The sequence below is a fragment of the Cryobacterium sp. Y62 genome (genome assembly GCF_002929785.1).
Taxonomy (GTDB): Bacteria; Actinomycetota; Actinomycetes; order Actinomycetales; family Microbacteriaceae; genus Cryobacterium.
In genome coordinates, this window is record NZ_PJJK01000120.1 from 129,893 (window position 1) to 153,063 (window position 23,171).

Genomic DNA, 23,171 nt, shown 5'->3' on the forward strand with positions numbered 1-23,171 from the left:
GACGGTACAACCCAGCCGAGCATGGAAGAATGGACGGACTATGTCACCGAGAGCCCTTCACGCGCTGGAACCGGCCGCCACGGCCCCCGAGTTCATCCGCAACTTCTGCATCATTGCCCACATCGACCACGGGAAGTCGACGCTCGCCGACCGGATGCTGCAGATCACCGGCGTCGTCGACGAGCGCTCTATGCGTGCCCAATATCTGGACCGTATGGACATCGAGCGGGAACGCGGCATCACCATCAAGAGCCAGGCCGTGCGGATGCCCTGGGAGCTGGACGGTGTCACCTACGCGTTGAACATGATCGACACCCCCGGACACGTCGACTTCACCTACGAGGTCTCCCGCAGCCTCGCTGCTTGCGAGGGCGCCATTCTGCTGGTCGATGCGGCCCAGGGCATCGAAGCTCAAACCCTCGCCAACCTCTACCTCGCGCTCGAGAACGACCTTACGATCATTCCGGTGCTCAACAAGATCGACCTGCCGGCCGCCGACCCCGAGAAGTACGCCCGCGAACTCGCGAGCCTCATCGGCGGTCGCCCCGAAGACGTGCTGCGCGTCTCCGGCAAGACCGGTGCCGGGGTCCAGGAACTGCTTGACCTTGCTACGACCATGATTCCGGCGCCGAAGGGCAACCCGGATGCCGCCGCCCGGGCCATGATCTTCGACTCGGTCTACGACAGCTATCGCGGCGTCGTCACCTACGTGCGCATGATCGACGGGCACCTCAAGGCGCACGAAAAAATTCAGATGATGTCGACCAAGGCAACCCACGAGATCCTCGAGATCGGCGTCATCTCGCCCGAACCCGTCGAGAGCAAGGGCCTCAAGGTCGGCGAGGTCGGCTATCTGATCACCGGCGTGAAGGACGTGCGCCAGTCCAAGGTCGGCGACACCATCACAACAGCCCTGCGCCCGGCGACCGACGCTCTGCCCGGCTACGACGAACCGCAGCCCATGGTGTTCTCCGGCCTATACCCGATCGACGGCAGTGACTACCCGGCGCTGCGCGAAGCTCTCGACAAGCTCAAACTCTCCGACGCCAGTCTCGGCTATGAGCCCGAGACATCCGTCGCCCTCGGTTTCGGTTTTCGCTGTGGCTTTCTCGGCCTGCTGCACCTCGAGATCATCACCGAACGTCTCGAACGCGAATTCAACATCGACCTCATCACGACCGCGCCAAGCGTGCCGTACGAGGTCACCACCGACGACAAACGCACCATCACGGTCACCAATCCGAGTGAATACCCCACCGGCAAGATCGCCAAGGTGCTCGAACCCATGGTCAAGGCGGCTATCCTGGCGCCAAAAGACTGCGTCGGCGTCATCATGGAGCTGTGCCAGAGTCGCCGCGGCACCCTGCTCGGCATGGAATATCTCGGCGAAGACCGGGTCGAGATCCGCTACTCGATGCCGCTCGGTGAGATCGTGTTCGACTTCTTTGACATGCTCAAAGGCCGCACCGCCGGCTACGCCTCGCTCGACTATGAAGCCTCCGGCGAGCAAGAGGCCGACCTGGTCAAGGTCGACATTCTGCTGCAGGGCGAGCAGGTTGACGCGTTTTCCGCCATCGTGCACCGCGACAAGGCCTATGCCTACGGCGCGCTCATGACCGGCCGGCTGCGCAAACTGATTCCGCGCCAGCAGTTCGAGGTGCCCATCCAGGCTGCGATCGGCGCTCACATCATCGCCCGCGAAAGCATCTCGGCGATGCGCAAGGACGTACTCGCCAAGTGTTACGGCGGTGACATCTCGCGAAAGCGCAAGCTGCTCGAGAAGCAGAAAGAGGGTAAGAAGCGCATGAAGATGGTCGGCCGGGTCGAAGTTCCCCAGGAAGCCTTCATCGCCGCATTGAGCGGCGACATCGAGACCAAAGACAAGAAGTAGAGCGGATGCGCAGGGCCACCTTCACCGGCGCCGCCGTCAGCTACGCTGCCATCGGCGGTACGCTGGCGCCCGACCTGATGCGCTATCCGCCGAAGGGCTACCGGCCGATGGAGCAGAGCGTCAGGCTCGGCAGCTCATCGGAGCGATTCGAAGCGACCACGAAGCTGCTGATGACCTGGGGGATTCAGCGCGGCAGCGGCATGGAGGTCACCGATCTCGAAAACGGTACTGGCGTGCAGTACACCCCGGTCACCTTTCAGCCGGACGGCACGCCGGCGGCCGGCCAGCAGCATCCGGTCAACGAAGCGACCTTCGCCGAGGACGGCACCCCTTACATCGCCAACGGCATGACGGCGACCCTGAAAATGAAGGTCTGGCTGTTCCAGGTGACCGCGCCCGTGCGCGTCGTGTACGTGATCGACGAGGCGGCCCGCATCGGATTTGCGTACGGCACCATGGCCGGCCACCCGGAGAGCGGCGAGGAATCCTTCATCGTCGAGCATCGGGGCGATGACTCGGTCTGGCTGACCATCCGCTCGTTCTCCCGGGCCAGCACCTGGTATTACCGCCTAGCCTGGCCGGTTCTGCGCTTTCAACAGGCTAGATTCACCAGGCTTTACCTGCGCGTCCTGCACCCCGTTGGCGCCATCACTAACTGAATTCAACGTACTGGAGCACCACCCATGGCCGGACCACACCCCGTCGGAGACCCCGCACCCGACGATGGCCTCCTTCCCTCGTCAGCAGCCGTCCAAGCGGCCGAACGCGACTTCGGCGTCTACCTGCACGTGCCCTTCTGCCGGGTTCGCTGCGGCTACTGCGACTTCAACACCTACACCGCGACGGAACTGCGCGGCGTCAAGCAGAGCGACTATGCCAGCCAGGCCGTGCTCGAGGTTGAGGCCGCCGGCCGCATCCTCACAGCATCGGGACTGCCGGACCGTAAGGTGGCGACGGTATTCTTTGGCGGAGGCACACCGACGCTGTTGCCGGTGACCGACCTTGTGAAGATGCTCAGCGCGGTACGTGAGCAATGGGGCCTCGAGCGCGGCGCCGAGGTCACCACGGAGGCGAACCCCGACTCTGTCGACGCCGCCTACCTCGGTGCTCTCGCCGACAGCGGATTCACCCGGGTGTCCTTCGGTATGCAGTCCGCCGTGCCGCACGTACTCGCGACGCTCGAACGTACTCACGACCCAGAGCGGGTGCCGCTCGTCGTGGAGTGGGCCCGCGGCGCCGGCCTCGACGTGAGCCTCGACCTGATTTACGGCACGCCGGGGGAGTCTCTCGCGGATTGGCGCACCAGCCTCGAACAGGCGCTCAGTTTGCACCCCGACCACCTGAGCGCGTACTCGCTCATCGTCGAAGACGGTACCAAGCTCGCTCGGCAGATTCGCCGCGGCGAGATCGCTCCGACCGACGACGACCAGCAGGCCGACTTCTACGAGCTCGCTGACGAACTGCTCGCTGCTGCCGGCTACGACTGGTACGAGGTCAGCAACTGGGCCACCAGCGACGCGCACCGTTCCCGCCACAACCTTGCCTACTGGACCGGCCAGGACTGGTGGGGCGTGGGCCCTGGCGCGCATAGCCACGTCGGCGGTGTGCGTTGGTGGAACGTCAAACATCCGGCGGCCTATTCAGAGCGGATGCTTGCCGGCCTGTCCCCGGCAGCCGGTCGCGAGACGCTCGACGCGCTCACCCGCGAACTCGAGCGCATCCTCTTGCAGAGCCGCATCCGCACCGGCATCCCGGTCGCGTCGTTATCTGCGGCCGGACGCCGCGAGGTCGCCGGCCTGATCGCCGATGAGCTTGTCAACGCCAAGGCAGCCCTCGCCGGGACCATTGAACTGACCCTGCGCGGACGACTGTTGGCCGACGCTGTGGTGCGTCGGCTGAGCGACTAGGACTGAGCTGAAGAGGCTGAGCTGAAGAAGTTCAGCTAAAGAACCTGATGGTCAGCGGGTAGGAATACCCCTGGCCGCGGTTGGCCGCAAGTGCGGCGAGGATCGAGAAGATGATGCCGAGCACCCAGGCCACAGGCACAATCAGGTAACCGATGAGGATCGCCGTTAACGCGGTCCCGACCACGTAGGCGATCGTCAGGGTGATCTGAAAGTTCAGAGCCGTCGCGCTGTGCGCCCGAATAAACGGCCCTCGATCGCGCAGCACGAGATAGCCGATGAGTGCGGGAACAAAGACAAAAAGGATGCCACCGACGTGAATCAGGGTCGCCCACATCTTCTCGTCGGTAGGGCTCATGGGCGAGGGCGGAACACTCTGCGCATAGGGGTTGTGCGGCGGGGTTGATTCATATGGGTTTGAGCGCGAATCGTTCTCAGACATGTGGTCTCCCGTTCCAGCGTGGTCGATTTGGTCGCGATGAACTGGCATTGGGTTGGCCACAGCATCCAGTGCAGAAGCACTGTCTGGGTTCGGACAACGTACAAGCCAGCCTTCTTTAGACTAACCGTCCGAGATGCGTATTGTCCCGGTCTGCTCGCTACTTGATCAGGCGAATCGCGAACGGATATTGGTAGTTCTGGCCGTCCTTGGCCTTCAGAAACAACATGATCGAAAAGATGGCTCCAGCCATTCAGAGCAGCCAGGTCAGTCCGATGAGCAGGCCGCCGATTCCGAAGGTGACGATCGCAAGGATGAACGAGACGATATTAATCGCGACGTATCCAATCACGAGGGTGATCTGAAAGTTGAGCGTCTCCTTCGCCTCGGTATTGGTGAAACGGCCGCGGTCCTTGAAGACCAGCCAAATGATCAGCGACGGCAGAAAGCTCAGGATGCCGCCGAGGTGCGCCAACGAGGCCCATTGCCGGTCGTCGACTTCCGAGAGTGGGGCCGCGGCTGCCGGGGTGCCGAACGGACTGCCCGTGCCGGGCTGCTGGCCATACGGCGGCTGCCCAACATTGGGGTCACGGTAGTTGGAATCGCCGGGAGGTTGTGCCTGTGGATCGCTCATGATTGTCCCTTTCGTTGAACGCCGGGGGCGCTGGTATCAGGAATTAAACGCTCGGTTCGCGATACTGGCAATGGGTGCGCTCAGCCGGAACACGGCCGGTCGCGATAGTATTAGCAGTCAGTGAATGCGAGTGCCAACGACGTGCGGGCAAACCTGCGTTCCGGCGCGCTCACCGGTGCGACGACCCGGAGCATCCGCTCAATTGACGCTGGACCGGAAAAAGAGGAAGGCGGGCGAAATGGTTTCCGACCGTGGGCTCGATGTGTTGCGCGTCATCGTGCAGGACTACGTCGCCTCCCGCGAACCCGTCGGCTCCAAATCCATCGTTGACCGGCATTCTTTCGGCGTCTCCGCCGCGACCATTCGCAACGACATGGCCCTGCTCGAAGAAGAAGAGTTGATTGCGGCGCCACACACCTCGTCGGGGCGCATCCCGACCGACAAGGGTTACCGGGTCTTCGTCGACCACCTCGCCGACCTGCGCCCGCTGACCCCGGCCCAGCGTCAGGCCATTGAAACCTTTTTGGGTCACTCCGCCGACCTCGACGAGGTGCTCGTGCGGAGCGTGCGTCTGCTCTCGCAACTCACCCACCAAGTCGCGCTCGTGCAATACCCCTCGCTGTCCCGCGCGAAGGTTCGGCACCTCGATTTCGTGCCGCTGACCGAGACGCGCATTCTGTCGGTGCTGATCACCGATTCCGGCGGGGTCGAGCAGCGGGTCATCGACCTGCCGCGGGCACTTGACGAGCAGACGCTCGGCGAATTGCGCGTCCGACTCAACGTCACGGTCGTTGGACTCGGCATGGCCGAGGCGAGCGCCGCACTCGCCGCGAATGTCTGGCCGGGATCGTCAGCGCTGCAGCCGATCGTCGACCTGCTCACGCGCACCGTCGCCGACCAGGTCGGAGCCAACCGTCAGGAGAAGCTCGTCATGGCCGGGGCTGCAAACCTGGTGCGCACCGAAGACGACTTCTCCGGCAGCATCTATCCGGTGCTCGAAGCCATCGAAGAACAGGTCGTGCTGCTGCGCCTGTTCGGCGAGATGGAGACCGACCAGCACGGCGTTTCGGTGAGTATCGGCCGCGAGAATGCCGCCTTCGGCCTGCCGGAAGCGAGCGTGCTGACCAGCGGGTACACCGCCAACGGCAATTTGGCCCGGCTCGGTGTGCTCGGGCCGACCCGCATGGACTATTCCAACAATATGGCGGCCGTGCGCGCCGTCGCCCGGTATCTCTCGCGCCTGCTCGACGAGACCTAAGCTCTGTGCCATTTCGAACAACCATCATCAGAAAATCAAGGAGAGCCACCTTTGGCTGACCATTACGAAGCGCTTGGCGTTGACCGCGACGCGACCACCGACCAAATCAAAAAGGCCTACCGGCGCCTCGCCCGCGAACTGCACCCCGACGTGAACCCCGGCGCCGAAGCATCCGAACGGTTCAAGAGCATCACGCACGCCTACGACGTGCTGAGCGACGCCAAGCAACGCCAGAAGTACGACCAGGGCGGCGGCCAGAACGGCGGCTTCGACGGGCAGAACTTCGGTAACTTCGGCGACATCTTCGAGACCTTCTTCGGGGGTGGCGGCAGCAGCAGCCGTGGCCCGCGCTCGCGCCGCGAACGCGGCCAGGACGCCCTCATTCGAGTCGACCTCGACCTCGATGAGGTCATCTTCGGCACGCACCGCGACCTTGAGGTAGACACCGCGATCGTCTGTGAGACCTGCAAGGGCTCCTGTAGTGCCCCGGGAACGTCCCCGATCACCTGCGACATCTGCCACGGCACCGGCAGCATCCAGCGCGCCGTACGCTCCCTGCTAGGCAACGTGATGACCTCGAGCCCGTGCGGTTCCTGCCGCGGCTATGGCACTATCATCGCCACGCCGTGCATAACCTGCTCCGGTCAGGGCCGCGTTCGCGCCCGCCGCACCGTTCCGGTCGACATCCCGGCCGGCGTTGACACCGGCTTGCGCCTGCAGATGCCCGGCAGTGGCGAAGCCGGCCCGGCTGCCGGTCCCAACGGTGACCTGTACCTCGAAATGAAGGTACGCCACCACGATGTGTTCAGCCGTGACGGCGACGACCTGATGTGTTCGCTAGACGTGCCGATGACCAATGCAATTCTCGGCACCACAGTGACCGTGAAGGCACTCGACGGTGACATCGAGGTGGAAATTCGTCCCGGATCGCAGAGCTCAGAGGTGCTCACGATCAAGGACCGCGGCATCACCAAGCTGCGCGGCAGTGGCCGCGGCGACCTCAAGGTCGGCATCCACGTCCTCACCCCGACCAAACTCGACCACAAGGAACGCGAACTGATTGAGCAGTTTGCCGCCCGCTACGCGGCCCCGGCGCCGACCCTGAGCCAGTATCAGCAGGGCTTGTTCGCGAAACTGCGCGACCGGTTCCTCGGCTAACGTGGCACATTTCTACCTGCAGGAATCGCTCCGCACGATCGATAGTCGCCCGGGGCAGGTCGTGACCGTGGACGGCGCCGAGGCTCGGCACGCGGTCACGGTCAGCCGGGTTCGCCCTGGGGACCGGCTCCGCTTGGGCAATGGGGCCGGGTTGCTGCTGGAGGGAGCCGTACTGACTGCAGAGGCTGCGCAGTTAACCCTGCGCGTCGATGACGCGAGCGAAACGGCGGCTGCGACACCGCGCATCCGCTTGGTACAGGCTCTCGCCAAGGGGGACCGGGACGAACTGGCCATTCAAGCCGCCACCGAACTCGGCGTCGACGGCGTCATTCCATGGTCGGCGGCCCGCTCGATCACCAAGTGGGAAGGCGCGAAAATCGCCAAGGGCCACGAACGCTGGAGCGCCATCGTGCGCGAGGCCAGCAAACAGTCGATCCGGGCCTGGCTGCCCGAGGTAGCCCCACTATCCAGCACCAAGCAGCTGGCCGTTCTGGCCGCCACGACACGGATGCTGCTGCTTGACCCGACCGCGACCGGTCGCCTCACCGAGGTGGCTGTCCCCACCGACGACCGCGACATTCTGCTCGTCGTCGGACCCGAGGGCGGAATTTCGCCGGCCGAACTGCTGCTGCTCGAGCAGGCCGGCGCGAGAGCGGTGCGCCTCGGCGACACCGTATTGCGCACATCGACCGCGGGCCCCTCCGCCCTCGCTATCCTCAATGCAACGCTCGGCCGTTGGTAGCGCCGCTTAAGATAGATGTATGACTTCTTTCGTCGCCCAACCGACCATTTTCAGCCGCATCATCGCGCGTGAGATTCCGGCGACGATTGTCGCCGAAACCGAGCACATCATCGCCTTCCTCGACATCGCACCCAAGGCCCCGGTTCACGTTGTCGTCACCACGAAAGACCCGCAGTATCAGAACGTGGTCGAGCTCGCCGCTGGCAATCCCGCCCTGCTGGCCGAACTCGTCGCCGTCGCCGAGCAGATTGCGGCCGAACGCACCAACGGACAGTTCCGCCTGGTGTTCAACACCGGAGCGGCTGCCGGCCAGACGGTCTTCCACGTACACGCGCACGTTTTGGGCAGTCCGGAACAGTCGGAGCAGCTGGGGGAGGATTCACTTGGCGCCCTCTGATCCCCATCTGGAATTACACTTCTCCGTCGACGGTGTCGCCATGGTGCGTCTGCTCGGCCCCGAAGACCGCTACCTGAACACCATCGAGGCCGCTTACCCGAACGTCGATGTGCATGTGCGCGGCAATGACGTGACCCTCGGCGGCTCGGCCGACGACGTTGAGGCCGTATGCCGCCTGATCGAGGAGCTGCAGGTGGCCCTGCGCACCGGCCACGACCTCGGTGAGATCGAGGTAGCTACCGCAGCACGGATGCTCGCCATCGACAGTTCTATCAGCCCTTCCGCCCAGCTCGGCGGCCCGATCCTGACCGCCAGGGGCAAGAGTATCCGGGCCAAGTCTCTCGGCCAGAAAGAGTACGTCGACGCGATCGATGACAACACGATCGTGTTCGGCATCGGACCGGCCGGAACCGGCAAGACCTACCTTGCCATGGCCAAGGCGGTGCGCGCCCTGCAGAACAAGGAGGTCGAACGCATCATCCTGACCCGTCCGGCTGTGGAGGCTGGCGAACGGCTCGGATTTCTGCCCGGCACCCTCACCGACAAGATCGACCCCTACCTGCGGCCGCTCTACGATGCACTCGGTGAAATGCTTGATCCCGAACTGATCCCCAAGCTGCTTGCGGCCGGAACGATCGAGGTCGCCCCGCTCGCCTACATGCGCGGACGCACTCTTAACGCGAGCTTCGTCGTACTCGATGAAGCCCAGAATACGACGCCGGAACAGATGAAAATGTTTCTGACCCGTCTCGGTTTCGGTTCGAAGATGGTCATCACCGGCGACGTCACCCAGATCGACCTGCCGGCCGGCACGAGCGGTTTGAAGCTGGTCACCCGCGTGCTCGACGGAATCGACGACATCCACTTCGCTTATCTGACCAGCGCCGATGTCGTTCGGCACTCGCTGGTTGGTCGTATCGTCGATGCCTACACCGAGTACGACGCGCAGAAGCAGGCCCTCCGACAGGAGAGCGCCGAAGCCCGAGAATTCGCCACCCGTGGCCCCCAGCGCACCGGCAATGCGCCCGGCCGCAATCCGAAACGGAGTTCCAGTTGAGCATCGAAGTCAACAACGAGTCGGCCATCCCGGTCGATGAGGCTGCCATCTTGCGCCTGGCCGCCTTCGCGCTCGACACCATGCACGTGCACGCCGACGCCGAACTCGCGATCGTGCTCGTCGATGAAGGGGCCATGGAGCAGCTGCATGTGCAGTGGATGGACGAGCCCGGTCCCACTGATGTTTTGAGCTTTCCGATGGACGAACTGCGCCCCGGAACCGAGGAGCAGGAGACCCCGCCCGGACTGCTCGGCGATATCGTGCTCTGCCCGCAGGTCGCCAAGGAGCAGGCCGAAACCGCCGGCCACAGCACTCTCGATGAGCTGCTGTTGCTCACCACCCACGGCGTACTGCATCTACTCGGCTTTGACCACGCCGAACCGGACGAAGAGAAGGAAATGTTCGGCATTCAGCGCGATATCCTCATCGGCTTCGCCATGCAGGAACGACAACGCCCCTGATGCACATTGTGTGGTTCATTTATGCGGCCGTCGTTCTGGTCGTTTTTGCTGGTCTGATGGCCGCCGTCGACGCCGCGATCACCACCCAATCGCGGGCTGATATCGCCAGCCTGGTGCCGAATCATCGCGCCAAACGGTCACTCCGCGCGATCGCTGAAGACACCGGCGCGCACCTGAACGCGATCAACTTCATTCGCATTACTGCGGAAACCACGGCGGCCGTACTGGTGACCCTCGTTTTTGCGACCACGATCGAGGCATTGTGGCTCGCGCTGCTGCTGTCGGCGCTGATCATGACCTCGGTTTCGTTTGTGCTGGTCGGTGCCAGTCCGCGCAGCGTCGGGCGGGCGCATCCGGTCGCCCTACTGACAGCCACCGCGCTGCTCGTGCATGTTGTGCGCGTTCTGCTCGGACCGATCGCGAACGCTCTGGTCGCCCTCGGCAACCGCGTCACCCCCGGGCGCACCAAACTCGCCACCTTCACCTCCGAAGATCAGTTGCTCAGCATGGTCGACGAGGCCACCGAACTCGACGTGATCGAGGAAGACGACCGCGAGCTCATCCACTCGATTTTTGAGTTCAGCGACACGGTCGTGCGCGAGGTCATGATTCCCCGCACCGACATGATCACCATCGACGCTGACGCGAGCATTGACGCGGCTATGGGCCTGTTCCTGAGCAGCGGTACCTCGCGCTTACCCGTTCGGGGCGGCGAGGTCGACGACGTCGCTGGCATCCTCTACCTGCGCGACGTCGCTCGGCTGGTCTTTGAACGCCCGATCAATGGCCTGCAACTGACGGTCGCCGAACTCGCGCGTCCGGCCGTGTTCGTGCCCGAATCCAAGAAAGCCGACGATATGCTGCGGCAGATGCAGCTTGAGTCTAACCACCTGGCCATGGTCGTTGACGAGTACGGCGGCATCGCCGGACTGGTCACCCTCGAGGATCTGATCGAGGAGCTCGTCGGTGATATCTCCGATGAGTACGACCGCGACGTGGTCGAGTTCGAAGACCTCGGCGATGGGCATTTTCGGGTCAGTGCCCGACTGCCGGTCGACGAACTCGGCGAACTCTTTGACCTCGAGCTCGACGACGATGATGTCGACTCGGTCGGTGGCCTTCTGGCTAAGGCGCTGGGGCGACTGCCGGTCGCCGGGTCAGTCGCCTCGGTGAGCGGGTTGAACCTCACCGCCGAACGCACCGAAGGTCGTCGTAAGCGCATCAGCACCGTGCTGGTGGAGCGAGACGAAGCTCTGATTGATGCGCAGACCGCATTTCTTACGGGAATGAATCGCAGCACAGTGTCTGATGATGAAGGAGAACGGTTATGACCGCAGAAACACAGGCGCACCCCGCCGATTACCGAGCGGGATTCGTCTCCTTCGTCGGACGCCCCAACGTGGGAAAATCCACCCTGACGAACGCACTCGTGGGAGAGAAGGTCGCGATCACCTCGTCAAAACCGCAGACCACCCGCCGCGCCATCCGTGGCATCGTGCACCAGAAGAACGGCCAGCTCATTCTGGTCGACACCCCCGGCATTCACCGCCCGCGCACCCTCCTCGGTGAGCGACTCAACAGCCTTGTCACCGCCACCCTGGCCGGCGTCGACGTGATCGGCTTGTGCATCCCGGCCAACGAGCCGATCGGCCCGGGAGACAAGTTCATCAACGAGCAATTGGATGCCTTCCCGCGGGCCAAAAAGGTCGCCATCGTCACCAAAATTGATGCGTCCTCCAAGACCAACGTCGCCAATCAGCTGCTCGCCGTCTCTCAGCTGCGGGACTGGGAAGCGATTGTTCCGATCTCCTCGACCAGCCGCATCCAGCTCGACACCCTGGCAACGCAACTCCTGCTCTTGCTGCCGCATGCCGATGCCCCGCTCTACCCCGCTGACACCGTCACCGACGAGACCCTCGAGTCGCGCATCTCGGAGTTCATTCGCGAGGCAGCCCTCGAGGGCGTCACCGACGAACTGCCGCACTCGATCGCTGTGACCATCGACGACATCATCGAGCGTGATGACCAAGAACTGGTTGAGATTTACGCCAACCTGTTCGTCGAACGGGATAGCCAGAAGGGCATCATCATCGGCAAGTCGGGCAGCCGACTGAAGGATGTCGGTACCCGCGCGCGCAAACAGATTGAACCGCTCGTCGGTAAGCGGGTCTTTCTCTCGCTGCGGGTGAAGATCGCCAAGGAATGGCAGCGCGACCCGAAGCAGCTCGGTCGGCTCGGCTTCTAGCCCGCCGAGCAGGCAGTTCGGGTCCCGTCCGAAAACCGCCATGGATCGGTAAGACTCACCAGCACTAAATGTTTAGCGCCCGCCCCGAAACGGGTGGCCGCTAAGGTAACCGTCGTAGCGGCTACCCATATCGGGCACACTCACGCCCGCCGGCCTGAAACCGGCAGGAACGGCCCGAGTGCCGCCCGCACTCACCCGCTGAAGGCCTGGACGCAGGAATCATCCTCGGCCGTTTGGCCGGTGAGTCCATCCAGAGCCTGAACGGTTGGCTCGGGGGTGGGGAGCGCAGTTTCGCCTGGCGCCGACGTTGACGTTTCGACCGGCATAGGGAGATTCGTCGTCGGGGCCGGCGTGGGTGTTGTACCGGCGAGAGCGAAGGGCTCGTCGGCTGCGAGTTTGGCGAACATCTCCTCGGCCACAGCGTCGAGCGGTACCACCTTGCCCGGAAAGTCAGAGTCCTCGGTCGTGCCCGGATATTGTACGAACAGCAGTCGATCCAGGTCGATGTCGTTGAGCGCCAGAGCCATCGAGACCATAGTGTCGATGTTGGCCAGCGACGTCGATAGTGCAATGTTGCTCGCCGCAGCGTCGGCCAGGTTGATCAAGGTCGGGATGCTCGTGAGCGTGCCATTGCCCTGAACCGTGCGCATGAGTGAGGCCATGTAAATCTGCTGCGAGGAGATTCTCGCCAGGTCGCTGCGATCGCCCACGCCTTTGCGGCTGCGCAGAAACGCCAGTGCGGTGTCCCCGGCGACGATACTCGTGCCGGCGGGCAGATTGAGGCCCGCAGCGGGGTCTTTGATGGCCGCATCCAGGCAGATCGGAACTCCACCGATGGCGTCGCTCAGCTGCACGGCCCCATCAAACGAGATGAGTCCGGCATAGGGGATGATCAGTCCCGTCAGTTCGGATATGGTCTTGACCACGCAGGGCAGCCCGCCACGCGACATGGCCTCATTGACGGGGCGTGCGGCCATCGCAGAAAACTCGTCCCCGTTTTTTGTATCCGTGCACGTGGGATGCGGCACGATGAGATCGCGAGGGATACTCACGACGACCGCATTGCTGTGGTCGGCAGAAACGTGCACGAGAATGTTCACATCGTTGAGGGTGGCGTCACGTTTTCCGTACGCCGCGCTTTGCGTTGCATCGTTGTCGATGCCGACCAAAAGAATATTGAAGCCGTTTTCGTAGCTTTCGAACTGTGACTCTGCGGCTGACGTGTCGCCATCGGTGATGTCGATGGCGTTGTCGTCGACCTTCTGGTGCAGGCTCCAGACCGCAATAGCCGCCACGGATGATGCGCTGATCACGGCAACAGCCAGCACCGCCGCCACCGCTTTGAGTGCCCTCGCATAGGGATTCGATCGCTTCAATCGCCCGTGGCGCGCGATTCCGACCATCCGTTTGCTGTGCCTGTTCGCGTCAACCACAAAGCCTCGTCCCCTTGCGCCCGATCACTGATCGAACCTTCTATCAACGTCACGACCCCATCATGCCCCTCGGCGTCGCCCTGGTACCTCCCGAGGCTATCGCCTTCGTCAGCGACCGCGGTGGTCACCAAAACGCGTTGGCGCGATTCAGCCGCCAAAATCGGGCAAGTCGTGAACGAGGTTCCCGCGTCACGCTTCGTACTCGTTCAAAGCGACCTCAGTTTCCGGACTCGGCTAGGAGCATCCGCGCGCCGACGCCTCCGCCGCCACGTGGGCGCAACGGTGCCAAACGGTGCTAGCCTAAAAATGTGTTGAACGGTGCGCTCCTCCTTAGCTGCCGCGACGGGTCCTAATCTAAAGGCCTCCCTCGTCGCGGCGTTCGTCGTTGGCTGTGCGACACCCACGAGGAAACAGGATCATGAAGAACAATCAGACCGCATCCACCCTGCCGATTCATCGCTACCGCCCGTACCACGAGCAGTTCGCCGTTGCGCTACCCGACCGTACCTGGCCGAGTAAGCACATCACGGTTGCACCGCGTTGGTGCGCGGTCGACCTGCGGGACGGCAACCAGTCGCTTATCGACCCGATGAGTCCCGAGCGCAAGCGCATCATGTTCGACCTGCTCGTGCGTATGGGCTACAAGGAAATCGAGGTGGGCTTTCCTTCGGCGAGCCAGACCGACTTCGACTTCGTACGCAGCCTCATCGACGAGAACGCCATCCCCGACGACGTAACGATTCAGGTGCTGACCCAGGCTCGTGAACATTTAATCAAGCGCACCTACGAGTCGATCGCCGGCGCCAAGCAGGTCATCGTGCACTTCTATAACTCCACGAGCATTTTGCAGCGCGAGGTGGTGTTTCGCGAGCAGAAGCAGGGCATCGTCGATCTGGCCCTGTTTGGCGCCCGCCTGTGCAAGCAGATGGAATCGACCATTCCCGGCACGACCATCTATTACGAGTACTCGCCCGAGAGCTTCACCGGCACCGAACTCGACTTCGCTGTCGACATCTCCAACCAGGTCATTGAGATTTTGCAGCCGACCCCGGAGCGCAAGGTCATCATCAACCTGCCGGCGACAGTCGAGATGGCCACGCCCAATGTGTATGCCGATTCCATTGAGTGGATGAGCCGTCACCTGAACCAGCGCGAGAACGTGTTGATCTCGCTCCACCCGCACAACGACCGCGGTACTGCGATTGCCGCCGCCGAACTCGGCTACCTGGCCGGTGCCGACCGCATCGAAGGCTGCCTGTTTGGAAACGGTGAGCGCACCGGAAATGTCGACCTGGTTGCCCTTGGCATCAATCTGTTTACCCAGGGCATCGACCCGCAGATCGACTTCAGCAACATCGACGAGATCAAGCGCACCGCTGAATACTGCAACCAGCTGCCGGTACCGGAGCGCAACCCATGGGCGGGCGACCTCGTCTTCACCGCCTTCAGCGGTTCGCACCAGGACGCCATCAAAAAGGGTTTCGAAGCCATGGATGCCGATGCCGCCAAGCAGGGCTGCACCGTCAACGACCTGGTCTGGGCCGTTCCGTACCTGCCGATCGACCCCAAGGACCTTGGTCGCAGCTACGAGGCCGTGATTCGGGTCAACTCGCAGTCCGGCAAGGGCGGCGTCGCCTACCTACTCAAAACGGACCACGCCCTCGACCTGCCGCGCAGGCTGCAGATCGAGTTTTCCGGCGTCGTGCAGGCCAAAACGGATGCCGAGGGTGGCGAGGTCACGAGCGAGCAGATCTGGGACATCTTCAACGACGAGTACCTGCCGGCCACGGTCAAGAACCCCGAAGCACAGTGGGGCCGGTTTGAACTGCACTCCACCCGCACCTCAAGCGACCTGTCCGGCACCGTCGACCTTGCCGTCGTACTTCGTGACGGCGACACAGCGGCTCCGGCCACCGGCTCCGGCAACGGCCCGATCAACGCGTTCCTCGGCGTCATGGCCGAGCGCGGAATCGCGATTACGCTCTACGACTACGTCGAACACGCACTCTCGGCCGGCGGCGATGCTCAGGCAGCCGCCTATGTCGAGCTCGACGTGAACGGCAAGCGCTACTGGGGTGTCGGCATCGATGCGGACATCTCCACCGCGTCGCTCAAGTCGGTCGTCTCCGCCGTCAACCGCGGCATTCGCGCGGAGGTCGGCAACCGGGAGTTGTCCGCCGTCTAAGCAGACAGCATCCGCTCTAGCGCAACACACGAAAGCCCAGACTCTGCAGTCTGGGCTTTCGTTGCACCATCCGGGTGCGGTTGTGAGCCTGGCCCTGTACCGGGGACTAAGCCAGGGCTGGCAGGTATTCTGATCGGTCCGGTGTACGGGTGCCGAGAAGGACGCGACAATCGTTGATCGCATGGTCTAGCAGGGTATACAGCCGGGCGTCCGGGTCGGAAATGCACGCTTCGCCGATGCCCTGCACGGCGACACGAATGATCGTGTCGGCGGTGCGCGGGGTGAACTTCGTGTGCGACCAGGGGTGCATGCTGCCAATGAAATCACGCGCCCATCGTTCGGCATCGGGAGCCTGATCAAGAGCGACCCGAATGCTGGCACGCAGCTGTTCGGCCAGCGGCAGATCTGACAATTGTAGATTCAGAACAGATGCGTTGCGTTCACAGGTGAGAATGCCCACCGTCAGCGCGCGCTGACGTTCCAGGCTCGCCACCGGAAGCGCTTCGCACCCGGCGCGCAGGGCGACCACGATTTCGACCCGCTTGTCGGGTCCGGTCAGGCCGATCACCGATGGAATCAGCAGCGCCAGCCGCGAGCGCGCCGTGTCGGAACTGCAGTCGTTGACCATTCGGGCGAGCGAGGCGAGCACCGGATGGGTGCACGCGGGGTGGTCGCTCCACGACTCGCCAGCGAGATAAGAGGCGAATTCCATGAAGCAGCCGCCGCTCTTGGGCGTGCGGTGTTTGCCACGTGACAGCACGGGCATAATATCGGGCAGGCTGCCCTGGACTGGCTTCATGAAAAACCTCCATACCACGGGGACTACGTCTTCTAAGTTTCCCCCCGTCTGCCCGGAAAAACCAGTGTCTGATGCGAGTCGTGACAAATTTTCAGCGACCGGAGCCAGCCGTTTGGCCGGTACTCGAGCCGTGACCGAAGTCTGCGCGACGGAGTGGGATAATTACCTGTGCCTGTCTACCGAGATGAAGCCGTCGTACTGCGCACCCACAAGCTGGGTGAAGCCGACCGAATCGTCACCATGCTCACTCGAGCGCACGGCAAGGTGCGCGCCGTGGCCAAGGGCGTTCGACGCACCGGCTCCAAATTCGGCGCCCGGCTGGAGCCGTTCATGGTCGCTGACGTACAGCTCTACGAGGGGCGCAGCCTCGACATCATCACCCAGGCGGAGTCCCTCGGCTCCTACGGCGCCCTGATCACGGCCGACTACGGAAGCTACACCGCGGCGAGTGTGATGGTCGAGACTGCCGACAAACTCACCGAATCGGAAGGATCACTGCAGCAATACCTGCTGCTCGTCGGCGCGCTGCGATCGCTGTCCCGGCAGGAGCACGGTTCCCACCTCACCCTCAACTCCTATCTACTACGGGCCGTGTCGATGGCCGGCTGGGCGCCGAGCTTTCAGGACTGCGCCCGCTGCGGCGCCACGCAGTCAAGCGATGGCGGGCAACACTCGGCCATGGTCGTGCAGCTCGGCGGCATCGTCTGCGACTCCTGCGCCCCACCCGGATCGCCGCGGCTCGACGCAGCGACGATCGGCCTGCTGAGCGCCTTGCTCACCGGCGACTGGGAACGCGCCGCCGCGAGCCCAGACCGCACCCAAAACCAAGCCGCCGGAGTCGTCGCCGCCTACACCCAGTGGCACCTGGGCCGCGGGCTTCGCTCGCTGGAACACGTCGCCCGATGATGGCCAGTCTGTTCGGCCACAAACCGTTCACCCGCAAAGACGCCGTCGCGTACAAACCGCTCGACTGGACCGGCTTCTACCCGCCCGACCTGCCCCGCAAGGTCGTACCCGAGCACGTCGCCGTCGTCATGGACGGCAACGGCCGCTGGGCAAACGGCCAGGGCCTCACCCGGGTCGAGGGCCACAAGGCCGGCGAGGCCGCCCTGCTCGACGTCGTCGCCGGCGCCATCCAGATCGGCGTCAAGCATCTCAGCGTCTACGCCTTCTCCACCGAGAACTGGAAGCGTTCGCCCGATGAGGTGCGTTTTCTGATGGGCTTCAATCGGGACGTACTACACCGCCGCCGTGATCAGCTCAATGAGTGGGGCGTGCGCGTCAGGTGGGCCGGGCGCAAACCGAAGCTGTGGGCATCCGTTATCAACGAACTGCAATTTGCCGAGAAACTCACAGCGGGCAATGACGTGCTCACCCTCACGATGTGCGTGAACTATGGCGGGCGCACCGAGATAGCGGATGCCGTGCGCGCGCTGGCCGAGGATGTTGCCGCCGGAAGGCTGCAGCCGTCCGGCATCACCGAGAAGGCTATCGCCAAGCAGCTGTACGTGCCCGAGCTGCCCGACGTCGACCTGTTCGTGCGCAGCTCTGGGGAGCAGCGCACCAGCAACTTCATGCTCTGGCAGAGTGCCTATGCCGAAATGGTTTTTCTCGATACCCTGTGGCCGGACTTTACCCGCGTCGACCTGTGGCACGCGGTTGAGCTCTATGCAGCCCGCAACCGTCGTTATGGCGGAGCGGTCGACACCCCAACTGCCTGAATGTTTCAGTTGGGAATACATCGGCCCGGCGCCCCGTTGACCAGAGTGTGACTGACACAATTCTTACTGAAGCGACCGCGTCCATGAGCACCGACACCATCAAGGTGGACATTTGGTCTGATGTGCAATGTCCCTGGTGCTATATCGGCAAACGCAAGTTTGAGACCGGTGTCGCCCAGTTCGACGGCACCGTCGAGGTCGAATATCACAGCTTTGAACTGTCGCCTGATACGCCGGTCGATTATGCCGGCACCCCTGTGCAGTATCTCAGCGAAAAGAAGGGCATGCCCCTCGCCGAGGTCGAGCAGATGCTTGAGCGCGTCACCGGTATCGCCGAAAGTGTCGGCCTGCACTACGACTACGACGCCGTGCACCAGACCAATACGGTCATTTCGCACGAGCTGCTGCACTACGCCAAAGCGCACGGCCGTCAGCTCGATATGAAGGAGCGCCTACTCAAGGCCTACTTCATCGACGGTCGCCATGTCGGCCGGATCGAAGACCTCGCCGATCTCGCCGCCGAGATCGGACTCGACCGAGCCGACGTCGTGCGGTCGCTCACCGCCCACGAGCACCTCGCCGCGGTCAAGGCCGACGTGGCACAGGCCGGCGCCTACGGTATCCAGGGGGTTCCGTTCTTCGTGATCGACGGCCGCTACGGCATTTCCGGCGCGCAGGATCCGACGGCGTTCACTCAGGCGCTCGACCAAGCCCGCGCCGACCGTTCGGTCAACGCTCTGGCCGACGAAGCCTCCGCGTAACGGCGACACCCAGCGAACTCGCGTAGCCTGACGGGTAAGCAACCAGCTGTACCCGCAGACTTCACCGTTTCACCCAATTGATACAGGAGATAACTTATGACCGACACCGCCACCACGACGCCGCCCGTCTTCACCGACGCGGCCGGCCGTCCCACCATAGAACTCCTGGGCGCACCCGCCGCAACCGACGAGGCGGCTGGGTCCTGCTGCGGTGGCGGCTGCTGCAGCTGATCTGAACCCCTTCATTGCTGTGCGCAGCTGCCGAACGCCCCATTTGCCGGGCCCGGCAGCTGCGTTTCTGCGTGCGCTGGGCATCCGGTCTGCAGAGGATTCGGAGCACCACGCGCTTTCTGGGAGAATTGGTCCACCATGACTTCACCTACTTCTGCCGTCGACCAGCGGGCGCCGATCGTCCAGCTGGCAGTCGGTCCGCTCAGTATCGGCCCGCTCACGCTTGATGTGCCCGTGGTGCTCGCCCCGATGGCTGGCATCACCAATACCGCGTTTCGCCGGCTGTGCCGCGAATACGGTGCCGGACTGTTCGTGAGCGAGATGATCACTTCCCGAGCGCTCGTCGAACGCAACACCGAGACCATGCGGTTGATCACCCATCATGAAAGTGAAACCACCCGTTCCATTCAGCTCTACGGCGTTGACCCGAAAACGGTGTCAGAGGCCGTGACCATGCTCGTCGCTGAGGACCGCGCCGATCACATCGACCTCAACTTCGGCTGCCCAGTTCCCAAGGTCACCCGCAAGGGCGGGGGAGCTGCCCTGCCGTGGAAGATCGGCCTGTTCCGTCAGATCGTCGAGGCGGCCGTCACCGCGGCCGGCCCAATACCGCTGACCGTGAAGATGCGCAAGGGCATCGACGCCGACCACCTCACCTACCTTGAGGCCGGAAAGGCCGCTGCCGGAGCCGGCGTTGCCTCCATCGCCCTGCACGGCCGAACGGCCGCCGAGTTCTACTCCGGCCACGCCGACTGGTCGGCCATCGAGAAGCTCAAGAACGCCATCAGTGACGTACCGGTGCTCGGCAACGGCGACATCTGGTCGGCCGACGATGCTCTGCGCATGGTCAGTGAGACCGGATGCGACGGCGTCGTCGTCGGGCGTGGCTGCCTCGGCCGCCCGTGGCTCTTTGGCGACCTCGACGCTGCATTTCGTGGGCAGGAACTCAAGGCCGAACCGGGCCTGGGCCAGGTCATCAACGCATTCCGCCGCCACGCCGAACTGCTCACCGAATACTTTGACAGCGAAGACCGGGCTTGCCGCGACATTCGCAAGCACGTCGCTTGGTACTTCAAGGGCTACCCGGTCGGCGGCGACCTGCGCGCGAGCCTCGCCATGGTGCAGTCTCTCGCCCAACTCGACGACCTGCTCGGCACCCTCGACTCCTCGCTGCCCTACCCAGGCGCGGACGTTGAAGGACCGCGCGGCCGGGCGGGAACACCGAAGAAACCATCGCTGCCCGAGCACTGGCTCGAGTCGCAGGATCTCGTCGGTGAGCAACGACTGAATTTGACCGAGGGCGAAGGGGACACCAGCGGTGGCTAACAAAACCGGGTACAGCGAAACCGATGAGGCCCGCTGGTTTCCCGAAGAGCACTATTCGCGGCGCAGCGATTTTGCCCGCGACCGCGCCCGCCTGCTGCACTCAAGCGCCCTGCGCCGCCTCGCGGCCAAGACTCAGGTGCTCAGTCCCACGGCGGGGCTCGACTTTGCCCGCAACCGACTAACCCATTCGCTCGAGGTCGCCCAGGTCGGGCGAGAGATCGCGTCACGCCTCAACGTAGACCCCGACATCGTCGATACCGCCTGTCTTGCGCACGATATCGGGCATCCTCCCTTTGGGCACAACGGCGAGAAAGCGCTCAGCCTATGGTCGGAAGACATCGGCGGCTTTGAGGGTAACGCGCAGACCCTGCGTTTGCTCACCCGGCTCGAGCCGAAGGTGTTTGGGCCTGATGGGCGAAGCTACGGCCTCAACCTGACCCGGGCGAGCCTCGATGCAAGCTGCAAGTATCCCTGGCCAGAAGGATCCTCGGTCTATGACCCGAGCGGCCGGGCCAAGTTCGGGTTCTACCAGGACGACATGTCCGCGTTCGAGTGGCTGCGTACGGGTGCGCCCGACCGGCAACTCTGCATCGAAGCCCAGGTGATGGACCTCTCCGACGACATCGCGTACAGCGTGCACGACTTCGAAGACGCCATCGTCAACGGCTACGTCGATGTGGCAGCGCTGAGCAGCCGTGCAGATCACGACGAACTCCTCGCCACCATGTCGGAATGGATCGGCGACGAGACCAGCGCCGAGGACCTGGCGACCGCGTTCAACCGGCTCGACTCCCTCGATGTCTGGATGGACTCCTGGACCGCGGGGCGGCGCGACCAGGGTCACCTGAAAAACCTTACGAGCCAGCTCATCGGCCGGTTCAGCAGTGCCGCCGTGCACGCCACCAAAGAGTCCCACCCCGACGCGAACATGCTGCGGTTCGGGGCAAATGTGATCGTGCCGCGCGAGATCCAGGCCGAAATTGCGGTGCTCAAAGGCATCGTCGCGGCGTTCGTCATGACCCGCAACACCCGCAAACCCATCTACGTGCAGCAGCGCCAGGTACTCACCTTGCTCGCCCAAACCCTGCACCAGTCCGGTGATGAACACCTCGACCCCGGCTTTCGCGAAGACTGGCAGGCCGCCGCCGACGATGCCTCCCGCAAGCGAGTCATCGTTGACCAGGTCGCGAGCCTCACCGACCAGTCCGCCCTGGCCTGGTACGAGCGCCTGGTACAGGGCTAGCACCCGCCTCCTCTCGACTCCCTTGCTGGTCGGGGCCCAGGCCCACGTTCAGATCCTGGGACCAGACACGAAGTCCCGCGTAACGCCGTAGGTCCCGCGCGGTGCGCTCGGCTGGCGCCGCGCTGGTGCCAGAACGCGCGGGCACTGGCGCATGTTCCACCATCGGCTTCGCGACGTATGTTTCGTCTTGGGCGAATCCGAGGATTCAGATTGCTCCAACTCTCGAAGACACATGACTGTACTGCAAGCGGCGCGAACCACCACAGGATACCCACGCAGTCAGCTGTGGCTCGATAAGCTAAACGGATGGCTACCCGCATAAATCCGAGCATCCTCGCCGCCGATTTCGCCAATTTCGAGAGGGAACTGGGCCGTATCCGCTCTGCCGACCTCGTTCACGTCGACATCATGGACAACCACTTCGTGCCGAACCTCACCTTCGGGCTGGGCATGGTCGAGCGGCTCCAGCAGGTGTCGCCGCTGCCGCTGGACATCCACTTGATGATCGACGACCCCGAACGGTGGGCGCCTGGCTACGCCGAGGCCGGTGCCTACTCGGTCACCTTTCACGCCGAGGCGACGACCGAGCCCGTCGCTCTGGCCCGTCGCCTGCGGCAGATCGGCGTGCGCGCTGGCATCGCCCTGAAACCGGGCACCGATGTCGCGCCGTATCTCGAACTGCTCCCCGAATTCGACCAGGTGCTCGTGATGACCGTTGAGCCCGGTTTTGGCGGGCAGAGCTTCATGGAAGAGACCATGCCGAAGCTATCCCAGCTCCGATCACAGGTGCAGAAGATCGGCCTCGACGTTTGGCTGCAGGTCGACGGTGGCATCACCGCGCAGACCATCGAGATCGCAGCCAGAGCCGGTGCCGACACCTTCGTGGCCGGATCCAGTGTGTTCGGGGCCGAGAATCCGGCCGCCCAGATCGGTCTGTTGCGGGAGCGCGCGGCGAGTCACCGTCACGGGCGGGTAACCTAGAGTCGTGAAAACTTTCGATGACCTGTTCGTAGAACTCAGCGACAAGGCCCGCAACCGCCCGGAAGGCTCCGGTACCGTTCGTGAACTCGATGCCGGCGTGCATGCCATTGGCAAGAAGATCGTCGAAGAAGCGGCCGAAGTCTGGATGGCCGCCGAGTTTCAGAGCGATGATGAAACCTCTGCCGAAATCTCTCAGCTGCTCTATCACCTGCAGGTTATGATGATCGCTAAAGGCCTCTCTCCAGCCGATATTTACCGACATTTGTGACCGCGCCAGCGCCTGTGCTGGCCCGAAATCATTGACT

Annotated in this window: 24 protein-coding genes; 19 read left to right on the forward strand and 5 right to left on the reverse strand. The window is 63.5% G+C overall.

Annotated elements, in window-relative coordinates; genetic code table 11:
* Nucleotides 1–40: 40 nt before the first annotated feature.
* From lepA to hemW, 3 genes are read left to right on the forward strand one after another with little or no spacing between them, the layout of a single operon-like run.
* Nucleotides 41–1,891, forward strand: a complete 1,851-nt coding sequence (lepA, locus tag CXY71_RS18985) for a translation elongation factor 4 (RefSeq protein WP_104139230.1) — start codon at nucleotides 41–43, stop codon at nucleotides 1,889–1,891.
* 5 nt (nucleotides 1,892–1,896) lie between these two features.
* Nucleotides 1,897–2,550, forward strand: coding sequence for a DUF1990 family protein (locus tag CXY71_RS18990; protein WP_104139233.1), 654 nt, complete (start codon nucleotides 1,897–1,899; stop codon nucleotides 2,548–2,550).
* Nucleotides 2,551–2,574: 24 nt separating this feature from the next.
* Nucleotides 2,575–3,798, forward strand: coding sequence for a radical SAM family heme chaperone HemW (gene hemW / locus CXY71_RS18995; RefSeq protein ID WP_104139236.1), 1,224 nt, complete (start codon nucleotides 2,575–2,577; stop codon nucleotides 3,796–3,798).
* 31 nt (nucleotides 3,799–3,829) lie between these two features.
* On the opposite strand, the gene CXY71_RS19000 is transcribed toward hemW, so the two are convergent.
* From CXY71_RS19000 to CXY71_RS19005, 3 genes are all read right to left on the reverse strand, one after another.
* Entirely contained in the window at nucleotides 3,830–4,237 is a 408-nt protein-coding gene (locus CXY71_RS19000; RefSeq protein WP_233204724.1) for a DUF4870 domain-containing protein, read from the reverse strand.
* Between the two features lie 157 nt (nucleotides 4,238–4,394).
* Nucleotides 4,395–4,487 (reverse strand): DUF4870 domain-containing protein, encoded by a 93-nt coding sequence (locus tag CXY71_RS22240; RefSeq protein ID WP_233198484.1) that lies wholly within the window; start codon nucleotides 4,485–4,487, stop codon nucleotides 4,395–4,397.
* A complete protein-coding gene (locus tag CXY71_RS19005; protein ID WP_233198485.1) occupies nucleotides 4,488–4,868 on the reverse strand; it encodes a DUF4870 domain-containing protein in 381 nt (126 codons plus the stop codon).
* A gap of 238 nt (nucleotides 4,869–5,106) precedes the next feature.
* Between CXY71_RS19005 and hrcA the strand changes: the two genes are divergently transcribed.
* From hrcA to era, 8 genes are read left to right on the forward strand one after another with little or no spacing between them, the layout of a single operon-like run.
* The gene (gene hrcA, locus CXY71_RS19010; RefSeq protein ID WP_104139239.1) at nucleotides 5,107–6,126 is read left to right on the forward strand and encodes a heat-inducible transcriptional repressor HrcA; all 1,020 of its coding nucleotides are present in this window, start codon (nucleotides 5,107–5,109) and stop codon (nucleotides 6,124–6,126) included.
* Nucleotides 6,127–6,177: 51 nt separating this feature from the next.
* Nucleotides 6,178–7,284 carry a molecular chaperone DnaJ gene (dnaJ, locus tag CXY71_RS19015; protein WP_104139242.1) on the forward strand — a complete coding sequence of 369 codons (1,107 nt, stop codon included), beginning with the start codon at nucleotides 6,178–6,180 and terminating at the stop codon, nucleotides 7,282–7,284.
* A gap of 1 nt (nucleotide 7,285) precedes the next feature.
* Nucleotides 7,286–8,026 (forward strand): 16S rRNA (uracil(1498)-N(3))-methyltransferase, encoded by a 741-nt coding sequence (locus CXY71_RS19020; protein ID WP_104139245.1) that lies wholly within the window; start codon nucleotides 7,286–7,288, stop codon nucleotides 8,024–8,026.
* A 19-nt stretch (nucleotides 8,027–8,045) separates the two neighbouring features.
* Nucleotides 8,046–8,423: an HIT domain-containing protein gene (locus CXY71_RS19025; RefSeq protein WP_104139248.1), complete on the forward strand. Its 378-nt coding sequence runs from the start codon at nucleotides 8,046–8,048 to the stop codon at nucleotides 8,421–8,423.
* A gap of 40 nt (nucleotides 8,424–8,463) precedes the next feature.
* On the forward strand, nucleotides 8,464–9,480 hold the full coding sequence (locus tag CXY71_RS19030; RefSeq protein ID WP_104139251.1) for a PhoH family protein: 1,017 nt from the start codon (nucleotides 8,464–8,466) through the stop codon (nucleotides 9,478–9,480).
* Nucleotides 9,477–9,941, forward strand: a complete 465-nt coding sequence (ybeY, locus tag CXY71_RS19035; RefSeq protein ID WP_104139254.1) for an rRNA maturation RNase YbeY — start codon at nucleotides 9,477–9,479, stop codon at nucleotides 9,939–9,941. Before CXY71_RS19030 ends, ybeY begins: the two co-directional genes overlap by 4 nt.
* Entirely contained in the window at nucleotides 9,941–11,272 is a 1,332-nt protein-coding gene (locus tag CXY71_RS19040; protein WP_199184371.1) for a hemolysin family protein, read from the forward strand. The genes ybeY and CXY71_RS19040 overlap by 1 nt, the downstream gene beginning before the upstream one ends.
* Nucleotides 11,269–12,186 (forward strand): GTPase Era, encoded by a 918-nt coding sequence (era, locus tag CXY71_RS19045; protein WP_104139260.1) that lies wholly within the window; start codon nucleotides 11,269–11,271, stop codon nucleotides 12,184–12,186. The genes CXY71_RS19040 and era overlap by 4 nt, the downstream gene beginning before the upstream one ends.
* A 191-nt stretch (nucleotides 12,187–12,377) precedes the next feature.
* On the opposite strand, the gene CXY71_RS19050 is transcribed toward era, so the two are convergent.
* Nucleotides 12,378–13,589 (reverse strand): LCP family protein, encoded by a 1,212-nt coding sequence (locus CXY71_RS19050; protein WP_104139263.1) that lies wholly within the window; start codon nucleotides 13,587–13,589, stop codon nucleotides 12,378–12,380.
* 448 nt (nucleotides 13,590–14,037) lie between these two features.
* On the opposite strand from CXY71_RS19050, the gene leuA reads away from it, so the two are divergent.
* Nucleotides 14,038–15,804, forward strand: a complete 1,767-nt coding sequence (gene leuA / locus CXY71_RS19055) for a 2-isopropylmalate synthase (RefSeq protein ID WP_104139266.1) — start codon at nucleotides 14,038–14,040, stop codon at nucleotides 15,802–15,804.
* Nucleotides 15,805–15,910: 106 nt separating this feature from the next.
* Here leuA and CXY71_RS19060 read toward each other — a convergent pair whose 3' ends face one another.
* Nucleotides 15,911–16,603 (reverse strand): hypothetical protein, encoded by a 693-nt coding sequence (locus CXY71_RS19060; RefSeq protein ID WP_199184372.1) that lies wholly within the window; start codon nucleotides 16,601–16,603, stop codon nucleotides 15,911–15,913.
* A gap of 168 nt (nucleotides 16,604–16,771) precedes the next feature.
* Here CXY71_RS19060 and recO point away from each other — a divergent pair, with 168 nt between their 5' ends.
* From recO to CXY71_RS19095, 7 genes are all read left to right on the forward strand, one after another.
* Nucleotides 16,772–17,509: a DNA repair protein RecO gene (gene recO, locus CXY71_RS19065; protein ID WP_104139269.1), complete on the forward strand. Its 738-nt coding sequence runs from the start codon at nucleotides 16,772–16,774 to the stop codon at nucleotides 17,507–17,509.
* A complete protein-coding gene (locus CXY71_RS19070) occupies nucleotides 17,506–18,324 on the forward strand; it encodes an isoprenyl transferase (RefSeq protein ID WP_233204725.1) in 819 nt (272 codons plus the stop codon). Before recO ends, CXY71_RS19070 begins: the two co-directional genes overlap by 4 nt.
* Before the next feature lie 83 nt (nucleotides 18,325–18,407).
* Nucleotides 18,408–19,085, forward strand: a complete 678-nt coding sequence (locus CXY71_RS19075; protein WP_104139275.1) for a DsbA family protein — start codon at nucleotides 18,408–18,410, stop codon at nucleotides 19,083–19,085.
* Between the two features lie 369 nt (nucleotides 19,086–19,454).
* Nucleotides 19,455–20,642: a tRNA dihydrouridine synthase DusB gene (dusB, locus tag CXY71_RS19080; RefSeq protein ID WP_104139278.1), complete on the forward strand. Its 1,188-nt coding sequence runs from the start codon at nucleotides 19,455–19,457 to the stop codon at nucleotides 20,640–20,642.
* On the forward strand, nucleotides 20,635–21,885 hold the full coding sequence (locus CXY71_RS19085) for a deoxyguanosinetriphosphate triphosphohydrolase (protein WP_104139281.1): 1,251 nt from the start codon (nucleotides 20,635–20,637) through the stop codon (nucleotides 21,883–21,885). Before dusB ends, CXY71_RS19085 begins: the two co-directional genes overlap by 8 nt.
* Nucleotides 21,886–22,191: 306 nt before the next feature.
* Complete coding sequence (gene rpe / locus CXY71_RS19090; protein ID WP_104139284.1) at nucleotides 22,192–22,866, forward strand: ribulose-phosphate 3-epimerase; 675 nt, start codon at nucleotides 22,192–22,194, stop codon at nucleotides 22,864–22,866.
* A gap of 4 nt (nucleotides 22,867–22,870) precedes the next feature.
* Nucleotides 22,871–23,134, forward strand: a complete 264-nt coding sequence (locus tag CXY71_RS19095) for a phosphoribosyl-ATP diphosphatase (protein WP_104139287.1) — start codon at nucleotides 22,871–22,873, stop codon at nucleotides 23,132–23,134.
* The last annotated feature ends 37 nt before the right edge of the window (nucleotides 23,135–23,171 follow it).